Below are 19,121 nucleotides of genomic sequence, written 5' to 3'. Positions count from 1 at the left end.
AGGCTTTTTTGTTTTATAACACTTTGCTGCAAACATTTACCTTTACTTCAATTCCTACATAACTTTTGATATTGATCCCTTTTGAGATCAATCCGGATTGATGCTGGTGTTAAATGAATTATAAGATTTATTTTTTGCTACTCAATTGTTTATGTAAAACTTATCTTTAAATTTTTGTTACCAGATTTTCTTTACAGAAATCTGAGGTCAAATTGCCCCTTTTGGCACCCTATAAATAAAAAAGAGATGCAGATCAAAAATAAGCCAGGTATAGGTGGACCAGGAGGAATGGATGTGGAGTTCCGTCAACTACTGGAGGATTCTGCGGTTGCCGTTTGTACCTGTGATGTGAAAGGGAGGTTAACCTACTTCAATAAAGCTGCTGTAGAGTTATGGGGCAGAACTCCCTATTTGCAAAATGAATCATGGTGTGGCTCCTGGAAAATGTATTCTCCCGACGGTGCTCCCATGCCTTTGGAGGAGAGCCCAATTGCCAGGATTATAAAATCTGGAAAAGAAGAGGGAAAGAGCGAAATAAACATTGAATGTCCCGATGGAACATTCAAAAATTTATTGGTTTTCCCACGGTTTTTATTCGACAAAAACGGGAAATTGCAGGGAGCTCATAATACCCTTGTAGATATAACCGAACAAAAGAAGGACCACATAAAGAAGGAAACTCTTTCGGCCATAGTGCAATCTTCAGATGATGCAATTATTAGTAAAGATTTGCAGGGAATAATTACCAGCTGGAACAGGGGTGCCCAGGAGATCTTTGGACATTCCGAAGAGGAAGTGATTGGTCGCTCCATCAAGCTTCTTATTCCCGAAGAACGCCTTAGCGAAGAAAATGTGATCCTGGATAAAATAAAACGTGGGATTAAAATCGAACATTTTGAAACTATTCGAAAACATAAATTAGGCGGGGAGATACCTGTGTCCATCACTGTTTCACCTGTAAAGGATTCACGAGGCAATATAGTCGGGGCTTCAAAAGTTGCCCGGGATATCACTTCTCGTATCGAATCCCAGGCGGCTATGGAAAAATACATACAGAACCTGGAAACGCTGAATACGGTTGGAAAAAGTATTTCAGAAAATCTTGATGTGCAGGGGATACTTCAACGGGTTACCGATGCTACCACTCTCCTCACAGGTGCAGGATTCGGAGCTTTTTTCTATAACAATTCTGATGAAAAAGGCAATTCATTCAAATTGTTTACTCTTTCGGGTGCACCACGAAAGATCTTTGATAACATGGCGATGCCTCGGCATACAGATATATTCTTACCCACCTTTAGAGACAAAAAGGTGATGAGGGTAGATGATATCACCAAACATGCTGATTTTGGAAAAAATGCGCCTTTTAAAGGTATGCCAAAAGGCCATTTTTCGGTGGCGAGTTACCTGGCTATTCCGGTAATTTCAAAATCGGGAAGTGTGATTGGCGGATTGCTATACGGGCATCCCGAAGCCGGGAAGTTTACAGAGGAACACGAATTGCTTGTGGTGAATATTGCTGCCCAGGCAGCAGTATCCCTGGACAATTCAAAACTTTTTGAACAGGTAAAATCCCTGAGTGAGAAAAAAGATGAGTTTATAGCTCTTGCAAGTCATGAACTCAAGACCCCGCTCACTACAATTAAAGGATATTTGCAGGTACTTGCAAAAAAGGAAGCCGATAAAATGTCTCAGTTGTTTGTGGACAGATCCCTTTACCAGGTTGAAAAGCTGCAGACCCTGGTGGAAGATTTATTGAATATGTCAAGAATAGAATCGGGGCAGCTTAATTTTAATATTGAGGTTTTTGATATAAAGGAAATGTTGAGAGAAATTATCGAAACCTTTTCTTACTCTTCTCAGTCACACCGGGTAATTGAAGATCTTGGAAATAACCCGGTCATCATTAGAGGTGACAGGCAACGTATTGAGCAGGCTATCCTTAATCTTATCACCAATGCCATTAAGTACTCTCCTAAAGCTGATGAGATTTTCATAAATCTTGAGGTGGTCAATGAAAAAACGACCGTAAGGGTAAGGGATAAAGGGATAGGATTAACCGGGGAACAACGACAACAATTATTCACCAGGTTTTACAGGGCAGAGGATACAAAAGGGATTAGTGGCCTTGGCCTGGGACTCTATCTCACCAAACAGATCATTGATCGTCATGGAGGAATAATTGAGGTGAGCAGTGAATATGGTGAGGGGTCTGAATTTTCCTTTACCCTTCCATTGGCAGTACAAGAACTAAAAAAAGAAAAAGCGATTTAGGAAAATAGATTTAATTAATTCCTGAAAAAAAGTTGATATGAAAGAGATATTTATTGTAGAAGATGACGACGGAATTAGAGAATTAATAGAATTTTTATTAGTAAGTCAACAGTACGCTGTAAAGACGTTCCCTACGGCAAGAGCTTTTCATAAAGCTATACCTGGAGAAGTGCCAGATCTTTTCCTGCTGGATATTATGCTACCCGATGGAAACGGGGTGGATCTTTGCAGGGAATTAAAGAAAGGGGAAAAAACCAGTAAAATTCCTGTAGTGTTAATGTCTGCTCATGCCGATATCAGCAGAACCGAAGGTGCAGATGATTTTATAGCCAAACCTTTTGATGTGGATGAGCTATTAAAAAGGATACAGAAGCAGCTTGGGTAAACTTATTGAGGGAAAAATGGGTAACAATAATTCAATGATACGGTAGAGGGCTGATGAGCTTCCAGGATATGTATGCTCTCTTACTTTAGCGGATTGATTCATTATTGATTCCTGAAATAATTCTCGAAGAAGGATATTTTAGGTCTGGTTTAAATTTTAGAAAAAACGAACTTAAGAATATTTTGAAAAGATGATTTTCAAAATTCATTTTAACTTCTTTATTCTGCTAAAATTATTTTCTTCTCTCGATTAGGCACAAAGACCGGAAATATAGAAATCTTAAAACAAAAAAGGCCGACAGAAAAAATTTTAAAACGGTCATTATGACTAATTAAAATTTTCCCCGCAGCCTTCAACTATCAACAGTTGTCTATGTTAAGATAATTTTGCTTTGATCTCGTCTTTATTGTCTCTTACAAGAGTATAGGCGAAATATCCGGCTCCAGCGATGGCACCCCACTTAAGGAGACTTCCGGTCCACTGAAGACCTTTTTTAGCAGCCCATAATTTTACTACTTTTTCACCTGCATCTGTTGCATTTTTCTTCAAGTTCATTTTTGTTGGTTTTTAAGATTCGATAGCAAGATCGTGAAGAATTGAAATATCCTGCGTTAAAGGCTTTCCAAATAACAATTTTTTAACCCTTTAAGCCTTGCCTGTAGGTTTTATCAATAGTTCATTAACATTAACCGAGTCCGGTTGGGTGACTGCGTATAGAACTGCATCGGCAATATTCTTTGGATCTAGTTTAGGCTCGTCTTCAGAATAATTTTTTTCATCGAGCAGTTCTTTATCGGTGATATCCTCCCTTAGATGTGTCGCCACTGTTCCCGGTTCAATGGAAGTAACCCTTATGTTGAATTCGGGAGAGAGTTCCATTCTCATAGCCCGGGAAAGAGCGATGACCGCCGCTTTGGAAGCTCCATAGACCGCACCGCCTTTAAAAACCTCTATTCCATCAACAGATGCTATGTTCACTATGTGACCGTCTAGCTGGTTCTTCATTGCAGGCAGGACTGCGTTGATGCACCTTAATGTTCCTTTTACATTGACTTCAATTGTCTCCAGCCACTCCTCCAAATGCTGGTTCTTTAAATAGGTGAGGGGCATTACTCCGGCACAATTCACCAAAATATGCACTTCCCCAAATTCGTCCCAAATATCTTTGAAAGCACCCTGTACACTTTCTGAATCTTTGACGTCCATGCGTACCACAAGGCTTTTATGTTTTAACTCCTCCTGTAGATCTCTTAACTTATCTACACTACGGCTGGCTAATGCCACCTTACAGCCGGCTTCCGAAAGGGCTTTTGCTATTGCTCTACCTATGCCACTGCTGGCGCCGGTAACTACCGCCACCTTATCCTGTAATTCCATAATTTAAATTTTTAATTCTTTAAAAGGTAAGATTTGTGTAGAAGGCTTTACCGGTCAATAACAGTAATTTAACTTCTAAAACTTAAAACCCGGTCTAGATTTAATTTCCTTAAATAGAAATCTGCTCAGGTTAACCAGAAAAAAAGGTATAGGATTAGTGAAAGAAATTGTTTCACTCCGTGCATATGATTTGCCGGACTGTTACAAGAAAATTCCTCTCGCTAACCAGTATATTGAAACTTTGAAATTGGTGGCTGGAATTAAAAGCTATTGCTCCCTACTCATATAAATGTTCATAAAGAGATTGTGCGCCATATTTCTTGCCCTATTTTTAGCAATGTTTGCCCTGTCTCCCTCAAATAGTTCATCAATGGTCTGATACCACATGTTAAGCCATTCCCCAAAATGTTCCTGCTCAATGCTGTTGTTGAATTCCCGATCCACCTGTTTGTGTGCCCGCATAGGATTTCCTCTGAATTTACTTACCATGAAGAGATTGGTTTCCCAAAAGTCGGTAAGCTTTTCCAGGTGCGCCGGCCAGTCTTCAATGGTCTCATTAAAGAAGTGCCCTATTTTTTGGTTGGCTCTTACCTTGGTATAAAAAGTAGAAACCAGGAGGAAAACATCCTCCCGGTTTTGTATATCATTTTTCATAAAAAGTTCTTTCTCTTAGTAGCGCATTGCCACATTGATCAAAAGCAGGATGGTACTTACAAGTAAACTTACAATTAAAGTATTAAATACAAATTTAGGTTTCAACTGCGCCAGCACTGTCACCAGGTAGACCATACATACTGCAACCACCAGGAATAACTGGAACATTTGCAGGAAGTCGTGTCCATTCATCAATATCACCATAGCCGCAGCTGCACCTAAACAACTTGAAAGAATTACAGCTACCGCAGAATATCCTACATAAAGTTCCTCAAAATCCTTGTAAAGATCGTTATAAAGTCTCATACCATTATCATTTTAATTATGCTGTAAAATTAAAGGGATAGGTGAGGAGATCATATGATTAGGATCATAAAAGCGGACATTATTGTCCCTGATAATGATCATAAAAAGTTGATTATGAGATTTTACCGGTAAACTTTCCTTTTCTTTATCTGTAGTTCTCCCTTCTTCTCCAGGGACTTTGTGGCCCTGATAACAGTCTCAACCCTTAGGCCTGTAAGATCGGCAAGTTGCTGCCGGGTAAGATCCAGCCGGTATGCAAACTGGCCTTCCACCTTATCCACGTGTTTTAAATAATCAATTATCCTTAAGATACGATGTTCCGGTTCCTGACTTGAAATTTCTGAAACCATAATGGCTTTGTAGTAAAGTCGTTTTGCCAGGGTTTCGGTAATTTTTAGATGTACCCGGGGATTTGAGGAAAGTAGTTCAAGGAATTGCTCTTTTGTAAGCTGAAAAACTTCGGAATCTGAAATAGCTTCGGCGTTTGCAGGATATTTGACATTTGCCAGCAGTGGTGGTTCACCAAAACTTTGACCTATTGAGAAAATACCCTGAATGAACTCCTTGCCGTCTTCATTGTAGTTATTCATTTTAATTTCTCCTGAAGCTATCTGGTAGAAATTAAGGGCGCTCTCTCCTTCCCGAAACAACTGGTCCCCCTTGGAAAAGGTCACTCTTTTTGCCCCATGATTAAGCAACAGGTTTTCATCTATCATAGACCTACTGGTGGGAGTTGATAAGCTGAACCAGATCTCCTTTTGGAACTACGCCCGATTGTCTCCATAATTGTTCCCCATTCTTAAAAAGGATCAATGTAGGCACCCCCCGCACCTGATATTTTGCGGCCAGGGCTTGATTCTTATCCACATCGATTTTAACGATCTTAACCTTTTCACCCAGGTCGGCTTTGGCATCTTTTAGGATAGGCGCGAGTGTTTTACACGGGCCACACCAGTCGGCAAAGAAATCTACAAGTACAGGTTTGTTGTCCTTGATGATTTCGCTGAAGTTACTTTTCATATTTTCCTTTTTTTAAGCATAATAAAGGTACTCAAAAATGCCTGTTTTAGAAAGCTTTTTTCGCTAGCGTGTTTTATTGATCCTATGATAAGCCTCCTCTTCCAGAGCCTCCCTGTGATCGGGGTGAGCGATGGAAATTAGAGCCTTAGCCCGCTGTTTCAGGTTTTTCCCGTAAAGATTCACCACACCGTATTCAGTAGCGATATAGTGAACGTGAGCCCTGGTGGTGGTAACACCTGCTCCCTCTCTAAGATTAGGGACGATCTTTGAAATTCCCTTTGCCGTAACCGATGGCAATGCGATAATAGCCTTACCACCTTCTGAAAGGGAAGCACCGCGAATAAAATCCATTTGTCCCCCAACGCCCGAGTATTGATAGGTGCCAATCGTGTCTGCACAAACCTGGCCGGTAAGATCTATTTCAATTGCGCTGTTAATGGCAGTAACCTTTGGGTTTTTCCTAATTATGGCAGTGTCATTGGTATATGCGGCTTCCTTAAAATGAACTATGGGATTATCATCAATGAAATCGTATAATCTTGGGGATCCCAAAGCGAAGCAGGTAACAATTTTCCCGGTTTTCACCTCTTTTTCTTCTCCTGTAATAATTCCCTTTTCAATAAGGGGTAAAACTCCGTCAGAAAACATTTCGGTATGAATTCCCAGCCGTTTATGGTTCATGAGGTTGTTGAGAACGACATTGGGAATTCCGCCAATTCCCATTTGCAGGGTAGCACCGTCTTCAATAAGTTCGGCTACATTTTTTCCAATTTGCTTCTCAATTTCAGAAGCTTCTGTTGGTTCATGCGAATGTAATGGCACATCTGTCTCTACTGCGGCAGTGATCCTGCTTATATGTATAATTCCGTCGCCGTGGGTTCTTGGTACTTGTGGATTTATTTGTGCAATAACCTTTTTGGCAGTTTGAATTGCAGGCAGGGTAATATCCACCGATACTCCCAGGGAACAAAAGCCATGTTTATCTGGAGGAGAAACCTGTATAAAGGCTACGTCCAGCGGTAATATATTTCTTCTGAATAACAAATGGATCTCGCTAAGGAAAATTGGGATATAAGCTCCGTATTCAGAGTTTACAAAGTCTCTCACATTTCCGGCAGCAAAACAGCTGTTAAGCCTGAAGGATTCCCTGTATGGTATTTGGGTGTAACGGGCAGGTCCTTCGGTATGGATGTGAAAGATCTCCACATCTTTGAGTTCTTTGTAGCGGTCAACAAGGGCTTCAATAAGAATATTTGGGGTCATAGCCGCTCCCTGGAAGAAGACCCTATCCCCCGTTTTTACATGTGATACAGCTTCGGCAGCAGATAATAATTCCATAGTTGCTTATTTTTTTACAAGAAGATCAAATTTTATTTCAATTACATCTTTTACGACGATCATTCCAAAGAGCTTTTTTGGAGGCTCAAGTCCATAGTCTTTAATGTTTAACAGGAGTTTTCCTTTAAATTCTGCTATTGCAGCATTTTTGATAGTTACAGGCACCTCATAAAATTTTTCTTTTCCTGCTATGGTGATGCCAACAGTTGCCATACCTTTTTGAGGTGAAGAAAGAACTACTTTGTTGAGGGTTAATAGTATTTGTGGGTGGTCATCGGTCTCCAGGAGATCGTGAAAGTCCCGGTTGATGCCTTTGCTTCCACAGTCGAAACCTTTGTTGTTAAGAATAAGAACAGCTCCTTGAAATTCGATCTTATTTCCTGTTTGGTTATAGGAAATATTCTGGGAGTCTTGAAGATAAGAATTGTCAAACTCGCATTGAAAAGCTGCAATGTTGGAATCTCCAATGATTGTAAGGTCGCTGGAAGGCAGAACCGTAATTTCTCTCTTTTGGAAGTTCTGTGCGTGTGTTACCGCACCACAAAAAAGCACCAATAATACAAACGCAATTTTTTTCATTTTTTTAAAGATAAAAAAAATGGGGGAATTTTAGTTCCCCCATTTTCGGCTAGTTCAAACGAATCTTATGTTTAGAAGCTAATAACTGCTTCAATGTTGAATCCGTTGAATTTTCCTCCCTGGTGGATGTCTCCTGTTGGGTAGTCGTTATACTCCTGGTTTACATATTCCACTTTTGTAAGGATGTTCTTGGTCATAAACCATCCACCACCTACGTTGAAGCGGTTGATAGTAACATCATCACCAGTTTCCAGTTCACCGTTTACAGTGTTGTAACGTGCACCTACGTAGAAGTCTTCAGTTGCACCAAATCTGTAGATAAGTTCACCAGCATATTGGTTGAAAGTTCTGTCATCTGTTTCAGATACTTTTTTTCCAGATGCAGATTCGTAGATTCCGAAGAATTCAAGTCCACCTACTTTGATGAAAGGGTTGATCATGAAAGCAGTCATTTCGTTCTTAAGGTCTGGGTTGATTCTACCAGCTCTAAAGCCGTCTCCGCCGTCAGGACCAGTCATAACATTGTAGTATCTTGAACCTGCGCGGTCTCCACTGTAAAGGTAAATACCTCTTCCATTGTTATGTGGAGCGTGGAATAGAGATCCAGTTAATCTGAATCTGAAATCTTCAGTGATTTGTTTGTCATATCCAATTTTTGCTAACCAAGATGGGCTGGTGTGACCTTCTCCAACGGTAGACTGGTTTAATTTACCGTTAGTAAATCCTCCCATAGCTAACCATCCGTTATTGAAGAAATAGATCTCTCCACCTACTTCTGTAGTAAAGCTGTCCATTAGGTAGTTTCCAACGAATGGGTTGTAAAGAGCCATTGCGTTATCAGATCTTCTAAAGTGAGCATCACCATAGTTATTTTCCATGTGACCAAACTTAATTCTCAAATGCTCCATTAGACCTGAAGCCAGACCTTCGCTGATGAAGTCAAGGTTGTCTACCTGAAGGTATCCACCTTTTACATAAGCTTCCGGGTGGTGTTGAGAAGAAAGATAGGTGTTAAGGTGTACTCTAACTCCTTTTGCAAGCAAAATGTCAAAAGTCATGTTTGCAGTAGCAAGGTTGAAATCCTTACCTAGTTCATGTACTGTATTGGCAGTGTTTTCCTGGTCAAGTCCCTGGAATTGTAGTGCGAATGCTCCACCCAGTCTCACCTGTACTCCTTCAAAATCACCATAAACGATGTCTTTGTTAGGTTCGAACGTGCTGATGCCGCGTTGATCTGGATATCTATAGTTAGGAAGGCTTCTGTCCCAAAGAGTGGTGTTCTCATCTTCCACAACCAATACATCTACATCTTGTGCCTGTGCCTGATAACCTATGGCCATCAAGAGAGCAATACCGGAATATTTAATTAAGTTTTTCATTTTGATAAATTAAAAAGTTGATAGTTGAATTTTAAAAATTTGCTTTTGATTAATTATTTAGTGAATACAGTTTGAAACTTGATGTTTACTTCATCGCCGGTGGTAATTGTTCCGAACATTGCTGTTGGAGGATCCACTTTAAAATCTGTCATTTTAAGTTTATGGTTTCCAGACAATGTTATCTTATCTCCGGTTACTTTTGCGTCAAAAATTAGTTCTACCGATTTTTTTGTCCCTGCGATAGTAAGGTATCCGGAAGTGGTTACTTTACAATTTGTTTTGGAGGTACAATCGATGTTCTTAACATTTTGAAGTTGGAATGTGATCCTCTGGTGCTTATCGGTATCAAGGGCTTTGTAAGTATTCTTATCCATACCTCCTTTACCACTCTTAAGGCTTTCGGCAACAACAGCAAAGTTTAACTCATCAATCTTTACCAATTGTCCGTCTTCTAATTGAGCTTTTAGGTTTCCCTGGAAATCTTTTGCATCTAATTCCCAATCGTGGATGTTTGATGTCCCAAGCACTTTTAGATTTGATGCTCCTTTATTGATATTGAAGTTCTGTCCTATTGAGGTTTGAACTGAAAAAACCATTAGAAGGAAGCTTACAAGTCCTAAGGAAAATTTCTTTGTTGTTTTCATGATTTTTGTTTTTAATTATGATACAAAGATGGGGTAGAAATGAAGTATGCAGTATGACGCGGGTCAGGTTTCGACGAAATTCTTGAACCTGTCTTAGATATATTTAAGTTCATATTAACTTTTCCTATAATAGCAGCAAAATGAGAGCATTGGCGGTTATTTTTCCCTGTAGCTCCTTCAAAAAGCTGATAATGCTCATATTTTTCCCATCATATTTTGCCCCAAAGCTCCAAAAAGAAGGATTTTTTGAAAATAGTTTTAATAAATTTTAACAATTGTGGGGTGGGTTTAAATGTAAAAACCGGATAAATATGTCCGGAAGGCAGAAATGATTTCCACTCCAAACCAGCAGATTCTAAAAAGACTCGGGAATTAGTGGCAACTGGCGGAGGCTTCCACCATAGCCGTTGCAGGGGCCGGGGATAGATAAGGAATGTCCAGCCCCATTCCTCTTATTATAAAGAGCAGCCCCATGAGAACTACAAAAGCAGGGATCAACCGCTGCACCTTATTTCTCAATTTGCCGCCCAACAGGCTACTAAAGTAAACAGCTGTGGTCATTAGAGGGATGGTTCCAAGGCCAAACAGCAGCATATAAAGGCTGCCTTCTGTAATCCCACCAGCTGCGATGGCACCAAACACAGCCATGTAAACGAGTCCGCAGGGGAGAAAACCATTGAGAAATCCTATCGTAAAAAAAGTATCGGGGGTTCTTTTCTTAAGAGCTGCTCCCAGAGAAGATTTGACTTTTCCCACGATACGATATAAAGGTTGTGAAAAATTGTATCTCTGCAGTTTTTTGGATGGCAGGAGGATCACCAGGATCATAAGGATTCCAATTCCTATTGACAACTGCTGCTGAATGCCAAAGAGGTTCAGGCTTTTTCCTATCAACCCAAAGGCAAGACCAATTATACTGTATGAAAAAAGCCTTCCAATGTGGTAAAGAAAGATCTGGAAGAATTTAAGCACTTTATTTTCACGTGAGACCGGCAGCATAAAAGCTATAGGGCCACACATGCCTATACAGTGAAAACTTCCAAGAATACCTAATATGAAGGCAGAATAGAGCATTAATAAATGATATCTTCTTTAAAATAGAATTTATCGCCCTGGTACTCCCAGTCTATAATAATGTTCCAGCGGCCGCCTATCAAGCTTCTTTCAGGTACGAGCAATTGATGTGAAGACAATGAGAGAGGAATCTCAGAGTCCAACTGCTTGTTAGACGGCCGGTAAAGGAACACATTTCCTGTAATTTTTGATGCTGTTAGTTCTTGAGGAAAAGTCACCACCAGTCCTTCAGGAGTTTTTTTCAGGTTAATATTTTCTGACAATTTTGAGGCATTCCTGGTCTTATCCAATTGGTTCTCAAAGGTGAGTTCATTTTTGTAATATTCTTCCACAACAAGGTCGTGGCTGTATTTATCATCTGTGCTCATTGTAATTACAAAGAACATAATAAAAGCGATAAAACTTATCATTGCCAACACTATGGCTGTACCCCAGGATATTTTCATAATATTATTTTTTTATTACCAGGAAAATGCTGTCTTCCTGTGGTTCTACAGAATGATATTCTCCAATAGGAATTACGTGTTCGTCATAAAGGCAAAGAGAAGTTTTTCTACCTCCTGCTACATAAATGATGCTTCCCTTGATGACCAAAATTCTGGCCGGAATATCACTTTTATGCTCATGCAGTTTCACATTTTTATTTAAACCAATAGCCAGAACATGAGAACCTGCTTCCTGATCAAATCTTCTCACCACAATTTTTGTAGCGGTGGGTAATTCAGATAATATTTCTTTTACCAGCATCTTTTCTTTTTTTAGCTCTTATGGGAAGTTACCTAAAGCTCCTGGGTCCCATAAAATTTGTATTGGTAGTTTCTAAAAGCTTCTTCCCATTATAGATCCCAATCTCTACACTGTTCTTTTCATCCTTCAGCAAAGACTTAGGGATCTTAATGAATAAAGTTCCCTCTGCAAGCCCTTTTTCGGGGACTACAATTTTATCGTGAGTTACAGATTCAATTTTTCCGTCGTGCGAGAGTAATTCGAAATGCACATCGTCAAAAGTGCTCATTGTCTTGTTTATTAATTTAAAGGTGTAGACGTTGCTAATTACATTATCATCCTGGGTTTCATAAAGCTGTCCCGGAAGTCTTAGAACTGTCGCTTCCACATCTGTCCTTATAAACAACATTCCTGAAAGTATTCCCACCAGCACAAACAGGATAGCAGCAAATCCTTTCATCCTTGAATTGAACCTAACCTTCTCCTCCTTTTCAATATTCTCTTCGGAATAAAAGCCGATGAGCCCTTTTGGCAGGTCCACCTTTTCCATTATGATGTCGCAGGCGTCAATACAGGCGGTACAATTGATACATTCCAGTTGAGTTCCATTCCTGATATCAATCCCGGTAGGGCAGACGTTGACACATTGTAAGCAATCGATACAATCCCCTTTGCCCAGCGCGGCCCGATCTTCATTCTTTTTAAATTTTGATCTTCCTAGTGTACGTTCCCCCCGCTTGTGATCGTAGGCAACAACTACAGATTTTTTGTCAAGTAACACCCCTTGTAATCTTCCGTAAGGGCAGGCTATGGTGCAAACCTGCTCTCTAAACCAGGAGAAGATGAAATAGAATACCCCTGTGAAGATGAGCAGAGCTATAAAGGTACTCAGGTTTTCCAGTGGACCTTCAGTCACATACTGCAGCAGTTTTTTGCTTCCAACCAAATAGGCCAGGAAGACATTTGCGATTCCAAAGGAGATCAAAAAGAACAAAAACCATTTTAATCCTTTTTTCCTGATCTTTTCACTGTTCCATTCCTGTTTATCAAGTCTCATTTGCGCTCCACGGTCGCCTTCTATGCCATATTCGATCTTTCTGAAGACCATTTCCATAAAGATGGTCTGGGGACAGATCCAGCCACAGAAGATCCTTCCAAAGGCAGAGGTGAAAAGGGTCACAAAGAGTACTCCAATGATCATTGCCATCACTCCCAGGTAAAAGTCCTGAGGCCAGAATGGTTGTCCAAAAATGTAAAATTCCCGTCCCAGAACATTGAACAACATGAACTGGTTCCCATTAATATGGATAAAAGGGGACGCAATAAGGAAAAGTAGCAGGAACCAGGTTAACCGGGTACGATATTTATAGAACCGGCCGTCTGGTTTTTTAGGATAGACCCAGGCGCGTTTGCCTTCGTCATTCATCGTGCCTATTCTATCTCTAAAGTTATTTCCTGGTTTCTCCACTTCCTACTGCTTTTACTCCTGAAAAATGTGATTTACTCTGTCCAGATCTCACCTTCGGCCTCTTTTGGACTGGTTGGAGTGGTGCCTTGTAAACTTAAAATATAGCTCGATACTTGTTGTATCTCTGTTGGTCTAAGGGTAGATTTCCATGCGATCATTCCTTTACCCGCACGTCCACCTTCACTAACTGTATTAAATACGTTCTTGATCCCGCCTCCCAGGATCCAGTGCTCATCTGTAAGGTTTGGTCCAATTCCACCACCTCCGTCGGCAGCGTGGCAAGCCATACAATTGGCCTGGTAAATGGCAGCCCCTTTGTCCAGGTCTGCGGCATCAGTTAGCAGCTCTACGCTTTCGGCGTCTACCAGGTCTGGTGCTGTTTTTTTGTATTCTTCCACTGCCAGTCTTGCTGCAACCATTTCCTCTTCAAATTCCATATGCTGGTTTTCTCCCCCCAAAATGTGGTAGTAAGCAAGATATCCAAAAGCGAAAATGATGGAAGCATAGAAGGAATAAAGCCACCATGGTGGAAGTTTATTGTCAAGTTCCTTGATCCCGTCATAGTTGTGATCCAGTTCCAGATCTCTTTCTTCTGAAATTGGGCGGGTACCTGCAAGTTTCCTGTAGATCTTTTTAAGATCGTATTTCTCCATTCGCTTCTGCTGGGCGGCCATATAGCGCTCTTTAGCTTCAGGTGAGAGTGATTGAAACATGATGTTCTCTACTGCGTCGAGAATAAATTCCGCAGCGATAAGAAACAGCAGGATCATCGCCAGTACCAGCGATAACATTGGGAATTCAATAAAGGCAAAATTGTCACCTGAGTCTATAAAGTATTCTAAAGCTCCCGCAATGATGAGGAAGAAAATTGGAATTCTTATCCAGGCTGGGATGGCATGTCTCATGAGTTCTGGTCGTTATCGGTTTCTAATGGGATTCGTTCTACAGTACTTATGTAGTCTCTCTTGGCAGTAAATACCCACCAGAAAAGTGCTACAAAAAAGATAAAAAATATAAGCAGGGATAATATTGGATAGATCTCTATTCCTGCAATGCTTTCCATATGTCCTTTTACAAATTTTAGCATGATAATTAATTTGAGGTTGTTGAATTCACCACTTTAATATCTGTTCCTAATCGCTGTATATACGCGATAAGGGCAACGATTTCCCGCTCTTTCATTTCCACAAAGTCAAGTCCCTGCTCCTCTGCATATTTCTTGTCGGCTTCATAGGTAGCTACAAAATCTGGATCGCTATAAAGGTTCTCCTGGATTTGTGTGGCCTGTTCCTCCATATGAGCCTGTGCATTGGCAATTTCGGCCTCTGTATAGGGTACACCCAGTTCTACCATGGCTTCCATTTTATCCTCTATGTTTGAACGGTCGTGCTTATCTGTAATAAGCCATTTATAACCCGGCATGATTGAACCCGATGAGGTACTTTGTGGATCGTACATGTGGTTAAAGTGCCAGTTATCCGAATACTTGCCGCCCACCCTCATTAAGTCCGGGCCGGTACGTTTACTGCCCCACAGGAATGGGTGATCGTACACATACTCTCCTGCTTTTGAATATTCTCCGTAGCGTTCAACTTCACTTCTAAAAGGACGTATCATTTGTGAGTGACAGGAGACACACCCTTCTCTTATGTAAATATCCCTTCCTTCCAGTTCCAGAGGAGTATAGGGTTTCACGCTGGTAATAGTAGGAATATTAGACTTCACCAGGATCGTAGGAACAATTTGTATAATACCTCCAATAAGGATGGCAATAGTAGCTAATATGGTAAGCTGGACAGGTTTGCGCTCTAACCAGGTATGGAAACCTTCTCCCGCAAGCCTTCTATTGCTAATTTTTTGTAGTGGTGCAGCTTCGGCCAGTTCGTCTGTGACTTCACTACCACTTTTAATGGTCTTATATACGTTCCATAAAAGGATGAACATTCCGGCTATATACATACTACCTCCAATAGCTCTAAACCAGTACATAGGCATGATTTCGGTCACCGTCTCAAGGAAGTTTCCGTAGACTAGTGTACCATCCGGGTTGAATTGTTTCCACATGGAAGCCTGAACAAAACCGGCAACATACATTGGTAAAGTATAAAGGATAATACCTAAAGTACCTGTCCAGAAGTGCGCATTTGCAAGTTTAATGGAATACAGTTTGGTTTTGAACATTCTTGGTACCAGCCAGTAGACCATTCCAAAGGTTAAGAACCCGTTCCAGGCAAGGGCGCCTACGTGAACGTGGGCTATGATCCAATCTGTAAAGTGGGCGATGGCATTAATATTTTTTAGGGATAGCATGGGTCCTTCAAAAGTTGCCATACCGTAGCCCGTGATCGCTACCACCATGAACTTTAAAACAGGATCTGTCTTTACTTTATCCCATGCTCCGCGAAGCGTTAGAAGTCCGTTGATCATACCACCCCATGATGGCATCAATAGCATCACCGAAAACGCAACTCCAAGGTTTTGAGCCCAGTCTGGCAGGGATGAATATAACAAGTGGTGTGGCCCCGCCCAGATATAAATAAAGATAAGGGACCAAAAGTGGATAATAGATAATTTATAGGAGTAAACCGGCCTGTTGGCAGCCTTGGGAACAAAGTAATACATAAGTCCCAGGAAAGGCGTGGTAAGGAAAAAAGCAACGGCATTATGCCCGTACCACCATTGTACCAATGCGTCCTGCACTCCGGCGTAAACAGAGTAACTCTTAAATAAGCCTACAGGTATTGCTAGACTGTTGAAGATGTGCAGTACTGCAACAGTGACAAAAGTTGCGATATAGAACCAGATGGCTACATATAAATGTCTTTGTCTTCTCTTAAAAATAGTGGCAATAAGGTTCCATCCAAAAACTACCCAAACTACTGCAATCGCAATGTCAAAGGGCCATTCCAGCTCGGCGTATTCCTTTGAACTGGTGAACCCAAGGGGGAGGGTGATTGCCGCTCCAACAATGATCAATTGCCAGCCCCAAAAGTTGATGCTGCTAAGGATGTCACTGTACATCCTGGCTTTGAGCAGGCGTTGGGTGGAGTAATATACTCCCGCAAAAATGGCATTTCCTACGAAAGCAAAAATCACCGCATTGGTATGCAGTGGGCGCAGGCGTCCAAAACTTAACCAGGAAATTCCGTCGGTTAGGTTAGGGAACAGGAATAAGAAGGCCAAAAGAAGCCCGACTGACATTCCGATAACTCCCCAGAAAAGGGTAGCATAAAGGAACTTTTTAACGATTTTGTTGTCGTAGTAGAACTGTTGCAATTCCATTTTTTAATTGTCTTGATTAATTTTACTCGATTTTGTTGATTTCTCTTTGACAAGCTCATCCTCAAAAAGAATACGCACAGAAGGGGTATAGTCATCGTCGAACTGGCCACTACGTACAGCCAGGATAAAAACAACGAAAAACAATACCGCTACAATAATGCTTATTGTAAGGAGTAAATAGATGACGCTCATACCTATTTATTATCCGGCAAAGCTACAGGCATTGGTTTTTGGGAAATATGATTTCGATCAGGTTTTTGCCAGAAAAGCATTTGTAAAAAATTAAGCCATATATGATTACGCTCATATTCAGGAGTGTTCTTAATTCGGACATTTGTATCTGAAATTAATATTTAACACATCTGATCATGAAAAATTTCAAAAATTCAAAAAGAAGTATTGTATACGTTTTCTTCCTGGCAGCCCTTGTAGCGGGTCTGTTTACTTCCTGCGAAAAAGCAGTGGCTGCAAAAGAAAATCCCGAACTAATGAAGGTGTATGGAGAGAGTGAAGCCGAAATGACTGCTCCTCCAATGGTTCCAAGACCAGTTGGAAAAAGAGCTGCTACCAAACTTGTGGTTAATATGGAGGTAGTGGAAAAAGAAATGGAAATGAGCGACGGAGTAACCTATGTGTACTGGACCTTTGACGGTACCGTACCCGGAAGCTTTATTCGTACAAGGGTAGGGGATGAAATTGAATTTCACCTTAAAAACCACCCCGATTCAAAACTGCCTCACAATATTGACCTTCATGCAGTGACCGGACCCGGTGGTGGTGCCGAATCTTCTTTCGTAGCTCCGGGGCACGAAGCCGTATTTACCTTTAAGACCATGAACCCCGGGCTTTATGTATATCACTGTGCTACCGCTCCTGTGGGAATGCACATCGCAAATGGAATGTACGGTCTTATCCTGGTTGAACCAGAAGGTGGTCTTGAGCCGGTGGATAAAGAATACTATGTAATGCAGGGGGATTTCTATACCGAAGGTGAGAATGGAGAAAGAGGGCTTCAGGCTTTTAGTATGGACAAAGCAATTGATGAAGATGCAGATTATGTAGTCTTCAATGGAAAAGTTGGTGGATTAACAGGAGATAATGCCCTAACTGCAAAAGTTGGAGAAACTGTACGTTTGTTCGTAGGTAATGGTGGACCCAATCTTGTCTCTTCCTTCCACGTAATTGGGGAGATCTTTGACAAAGTATATGTTGAAGGTGGAGCTATGATTAATGAGAATGTGCAAACAACACTCATCCCTGCCGGTGGCGCTGCCATTGTTGAGTTTAAGGTTGAAGTTCCAGGTAACCTGGTATTGGTTGACCACTCGATCTTCAGAGCTTTCAATAAGGGAGCCTTGGGTATCCTAAAAGTTGAAGGAGAAGAAAATGAAAAAGTCTTTGGTGGTAAAATCGAAGAGAAAATTTATAATCCCGGTACATCTGTTAGCGAAGTTGCTGAAGAAACAAATGACGGAGAGCAGGTAGCCGAAATGTCGATGGCAGATAAGATGGAAAGAGGTAAACAGATCTATACTCAAAATTGTCTTGCATGTCACCAGGCAACCGGTGCAGGTATTCCTAATGCTTTCCCTCCACTTGCAGAGTCAGATTATCTAAATGCCGATGTTCACAGAGCAATCGAGGTCGTGAAATTTGGATTGACGGGAGAGATTGAAGTGAATGGCAACGCATACAACAGTGCTATGCCCAAACAAAATATTTCAGATGAAGATGTTGCTGCCGTACTTACTTATGTGTACAACAACTGGGGCAACAATAAGACTGAAGTTACTCAGAAAATGGTAAAAGAAGTAAAATAATTATCTTTATAATATGAAAACATTAACCAGATTGGCATTTTGCATCGCGATAATGATCACGAGCCAGGCTCACAGCCAGTCTGGTTCAATGGTAGAGGTGAAGGGAGGGGAGTTTATTCCCCTCTACGGAACCAAAACAGAAGTTCCTGTGAAAGATTTCAGGATGGATGTTTATCCTGTTACAAACGCAGAGTTTCTTAAGTTTGTTGAAGAGAATCCGCGCTGGAGAAAATCCCAGGTGAAAAAGCTGTTTGCCGATGATAATTACCTGCGTAACTGGAAGAATGATTTAAGCTTTGGTGATGACATGATGCCCAATTCCCCGGTGACTAATGTCTCCTGGTTTGCAGCAAAGAATTACTGCGAATGCCAGGGCAAGAGATTGCCTACAGTAGATGAGTGGGAGTATGTAGCCATGGCAAATGAAACCAGTCCCGATGCACGCGAAGAAAAATCTTATAATCAATTTATCTTAAGCTGGTATGAAACCCCCAACACATATAAAAACACTATAGGTAATACCTTTAGGAATTATTGGGGAGTGTCCGACCTTCACGGGTTGGTATGGGAGTGGACATCAGATTTTAACTCTGTGATGATTGGTGGGGAATCCCGGCAGGATAGTACGGGAGATAATAACCTCTTTTGCGGAGGGGCGGCAGTTGGCGCCACAGATCTTATGAACTATGCAGCTTTTATGCGCTATGCCTTCCGCGGAAGCATGAAAGCAAAGTACTCAATCAAGAACCTTGGGTTTAGATGTGTACAGGATATTGAAAAATCAGAATTATGATC

Annotated in this window: 22 protein-coding genes; 4 read left to right on the top strand and 18 right to left on the bottom strand. The window is 41.0% G+C overall.

What is annotated here, in order from left to right; translation table 11 throughout:
- The first annotated feature begins 246 nt into the window (after positions 1-246).
- Positions 247-2,274 carry a PAS domain-containing sensor histidine kinase gene (locus tag OU683_RS03400; RefSeq protein ID WP_268135163.1) on the top strand — a complete coding sequence of 676 codons (2,028 nt, stop codon included), beginning with the start codon at positions 247-249 and terminating at the stop codon, positions 2,272-2,274.
- 37 nt (positions 2,275-2,311) lie between these two features.
- Complete coding sequence (locus OU683_RS03395; protein ID WP_268135161.1) at positions 2,312-2,659, top strand: response regulator transcription factor; 348 nt, start codon at positions 2,312-2,314, stop codon at positions 2,657-2,659.
- 375 nt (positions 2,660-3,034) lie between these two features.
- Here the strand turns inward: OU683_RS03395 and OU683_RS03390 are convergent, their stop codons facing one another.
- The 18 genes from OU683_RS03390 to ccoS form a co-directional block, all read right to left on the bottom strand.
- Positions 3,035-3,214: a hypothetical protein gene (locus OU683_RS03390; protein WP_268135159.1), complete on the bottom strand. Its 180-nt coding sequence runs from the start codon at positions 3,212-3,214 to the stop codon at positions 3,035-3,037.
- A gap of 90 nt (positions 3,215-3,304) precedes the next feature.
- The gene (locus OU683_RS03385) at positions 3,305-4,036 is read right to left on the bottom strand and encodes an SDR family oxidoreductase (protein ID WP_268135157.1); all 732 of its coding nucleotides are present in this window, start codon (positions 4,034-4,036) and stop codon (positions 3,305-3,307) included.
- A 267-nt stretch (positions 4,037-4,303) separates the two neighbouring features.
- Complete coding sequence (locus OU683_RS03380; protein ID WP_268135155.1) at positions 4,304-4,690, bottom strand: group III truncated hemoglobin; 387 nt, start codon at positions 4,688-4,690, stop codon at positions 4,304-4,306.
- A 15-nt stretch (positions 4,691-4,705) separates the two neighbouring features.
- Complete coding sequence (locus OU683_RS03375) at positions 4,706-4,996, bottom strand: hypothetical protein (RefSeq protein ID WP_268135153.1); 291 nt, start codon at positions 4,994-4,996, stop codon at positions 4,706-4,708.
- A 122-nt stretch (positions 4,997-5,118) separates the two neighbouring features.
- Positions 5,119-5,712 (bottom strand): Crp/Fnr family transcriptional regulator, encoded by a 594-nt coding sequence (locus tag OU683_RS03370; RefSeq protein ID WP_228916110.1) that lies wholly within the window; start codon positions 5,710-5,712, stop codon positions 5,119-5,121.
- A 4-nt stretch (positions 5,713-5,716) separates the two neighbouring features.
- The gene (gene trxA / locus OU683_RS03365; RefSeq protein ID WP_268135149.1) at positions 5,717-6,016 is read right to left on the bottom strand and encodes a thioredoxin; all 300 of its coding nucleotides are present in this window, start codon (positions 6,014-6,016) and stop codon (positions 5,717-5,719) included.
- Positions 6,017-6,079: 63 nt separating this feature from the next.
- Positions 6,080-7,354, bottom strand: coding sequence for an acetyl-CoA hydrolase/transferase family protein (locus tag OU683_RS03360; protein WP_268135147.1), 1,275 nt, complete (start codon positions 7,352-7,354; stop codon positions 6,080-6,082).
- A gap of 6 nt (positions 7,355-7,360) precedes the next feature.
- Entirely contained in the window at positions 7,361-7,933 is a 573-nt protein-coding gene (locus OU683_RS03355; RefSeq protein ID WP_268135145.1) for a YceI family protein, read from the bottom strand.
- Positions 7,934-8,004: 71 nt separating this feature from the next.
- Positions 8,005-9,312 carry a hypothetical protein gene (locus OU683_RS03350; RefSeq protein WP_268135143.1) on the bottom strand — a complete coding sequence of 436 codons (1,308 nt, stop codon included), beginning with the start codon at positions 9,310-9,312 and terminating at the stop codon, positions 8,005-8,007.
- Positions 9,313-9,365: 53 nt separating this feature from the next.
- Entirely contained in the window at positions 9,366-9,956 is a 591-nt protein-coding gene (locus tag OU683_RS03345) for a YceI family protein (RefSeq protein ID WP_268135141.1), read from the bottom strand.
- A gap of 372 nt (positions 9,957-10,328) precedes the next feature.
- Positions 10,329-11,030: a sulfite exporter TauE/SafE family protein gene (locus OU683_RS03340; protein WP_268135139.1), complete on the bottom strand. Its 702-nt coding sequence runs from the start codon at positions 11,028-11,030 to the stop codon at positions 10,329-10,331.
- Positions 11,030-11,476: a FixH family protein gene (locus OU683_RS03335; RefSeq protein ID WP_268135137.1), complete on the bottom strand. Its 447-nt coding sequence runs from the start codon at positions 11,474-11,476 to the stop codon at positions 11,030-11,032. The genes OU683_RS03340 and OU683_RS03335 overlap by 1 nt, the downstream gene beginning before the upstream one ends.
- Before the next feature lie 4 nt (positions 11,477-11,480).
- Positions 11,481-11,777, bottom strand: a complete 297-nt coding sequence (locus OU683_RS03330) for a hypothetical protein (protein ID WP_268135135.1) — start codon at positions 11,775-11,777, stop codon at positions 11,481-11,483.
- 28 nt (positions 11,778-11,805) lie between these two features.
- Entirely contained in the window at positions 11,806-13,224 is a 1,419-nt protein-coding gene (gene ccoG, locus OU683_RS03325; protein WP_268135133.1) for a cytochrome c oxidase accessory protein CcoG, read from the bottom strand.
- A 32-nt stretch (positions 13,225-13,256) separates the two neighbouring features.
- A complete protein-coding gene (locus tag OU683_RS03320) occupies positions 13,257-14,129 on the bottom strand; it encodes a cbb3-type cytochrome c oxidase N-terminal domain-containing protein (protein WP_268135131.1) in 873 nt (290 codons plus the stop codon).
- A complete protein-coding gene (locus OU683_RS03315) occupies positions 14,126-14,311 on the bottom strand; it encodes a CcoQ/FixQ family Cbb3-type cytochrome c oxidase assembly chaperone (RefSeq protein WP_268135129.1) in 186 nt (61 codons plus the stop codon). The genes OU683_RS03320 and OU683_RS03315 overlap by 4 nt, the downstream gene beginning before the upstream one ends.
- 5 nt (positions 14,312-14,316) lie before the next feature.
- The gene (gene ccoN / locus OU683_RS03310; protein WP_268135127.1) at positions 14,317-16,506 is read right to left on the bottom strand and encodes a cytochrome-c oxidase, cbb3-type subunit I; all 2,190 of its coding nucleotides are present in this window, start codon (positions 16,504-16,506) and stop codon (positions 14,317-14,319) included.
- Between the two features lie 3 nt (positions 16,507-16,509).
- On the bottom strand, positions 16,510-16,698 hold the full coding sequence (gene ccoS, locus OU683_RS03305; RefSeq protein ID WP_228916138.1) for a cbb3-type cytochrome oxidase assembly protein CcoS: 189 nt from the start codon (positions 16,696-16,698) through the stop codon (positions 16,510-16,512).
- Positions 16,699-16,874: 176 nt separating this feature from the next.
- On the opposite strand from ccoS, the gene nirK reads away from it, so the two are divergent.
- Together nirK and OU683_RS03295 are read left to right on the top strand one after the other, a co-directional pair.
- Complete coding sequence (nirK, locus tag OU683_RS03300) at positions 16,875-18,326, top strand: copper-containing nitrite reductase (RefSeq protein ID WP_268135123.1); 1,452 nt, start codon at positions 16,875-16,877, stop codon at positions 18,324-18,326.
- Positions 18,327-18,339: 13 nt separating this feature from the next.
- Positions 18,340-19,119 (top strand): formylglycine-generating enzyme family protein, encoded by a 780-nt coding sequence (locus OU683_RS03295; protein ID WP_442800847.1) that lies wholly within the window; start codon positions 18,340-18,342, stop codon positions 19,117-19,119.
- The last annotated feature ends 2 nt before the right edge of the window (positions 19,120-19,121 follow it).

It is taken from the genome of Salinimicrobium sp. TH3, from assembly GCF_026676115.1.
Lineage (GTDB): Bacteria > Bacteroidota > Bacteroidia > Flavobacteriales > Flavobacteriaceae > Salinimicrobium.
The sequence above is the reverse complement of the archived record's forward strand: the minus strand, read 5'-3'. Positions and strand labels throughout refer to the sequence as shown.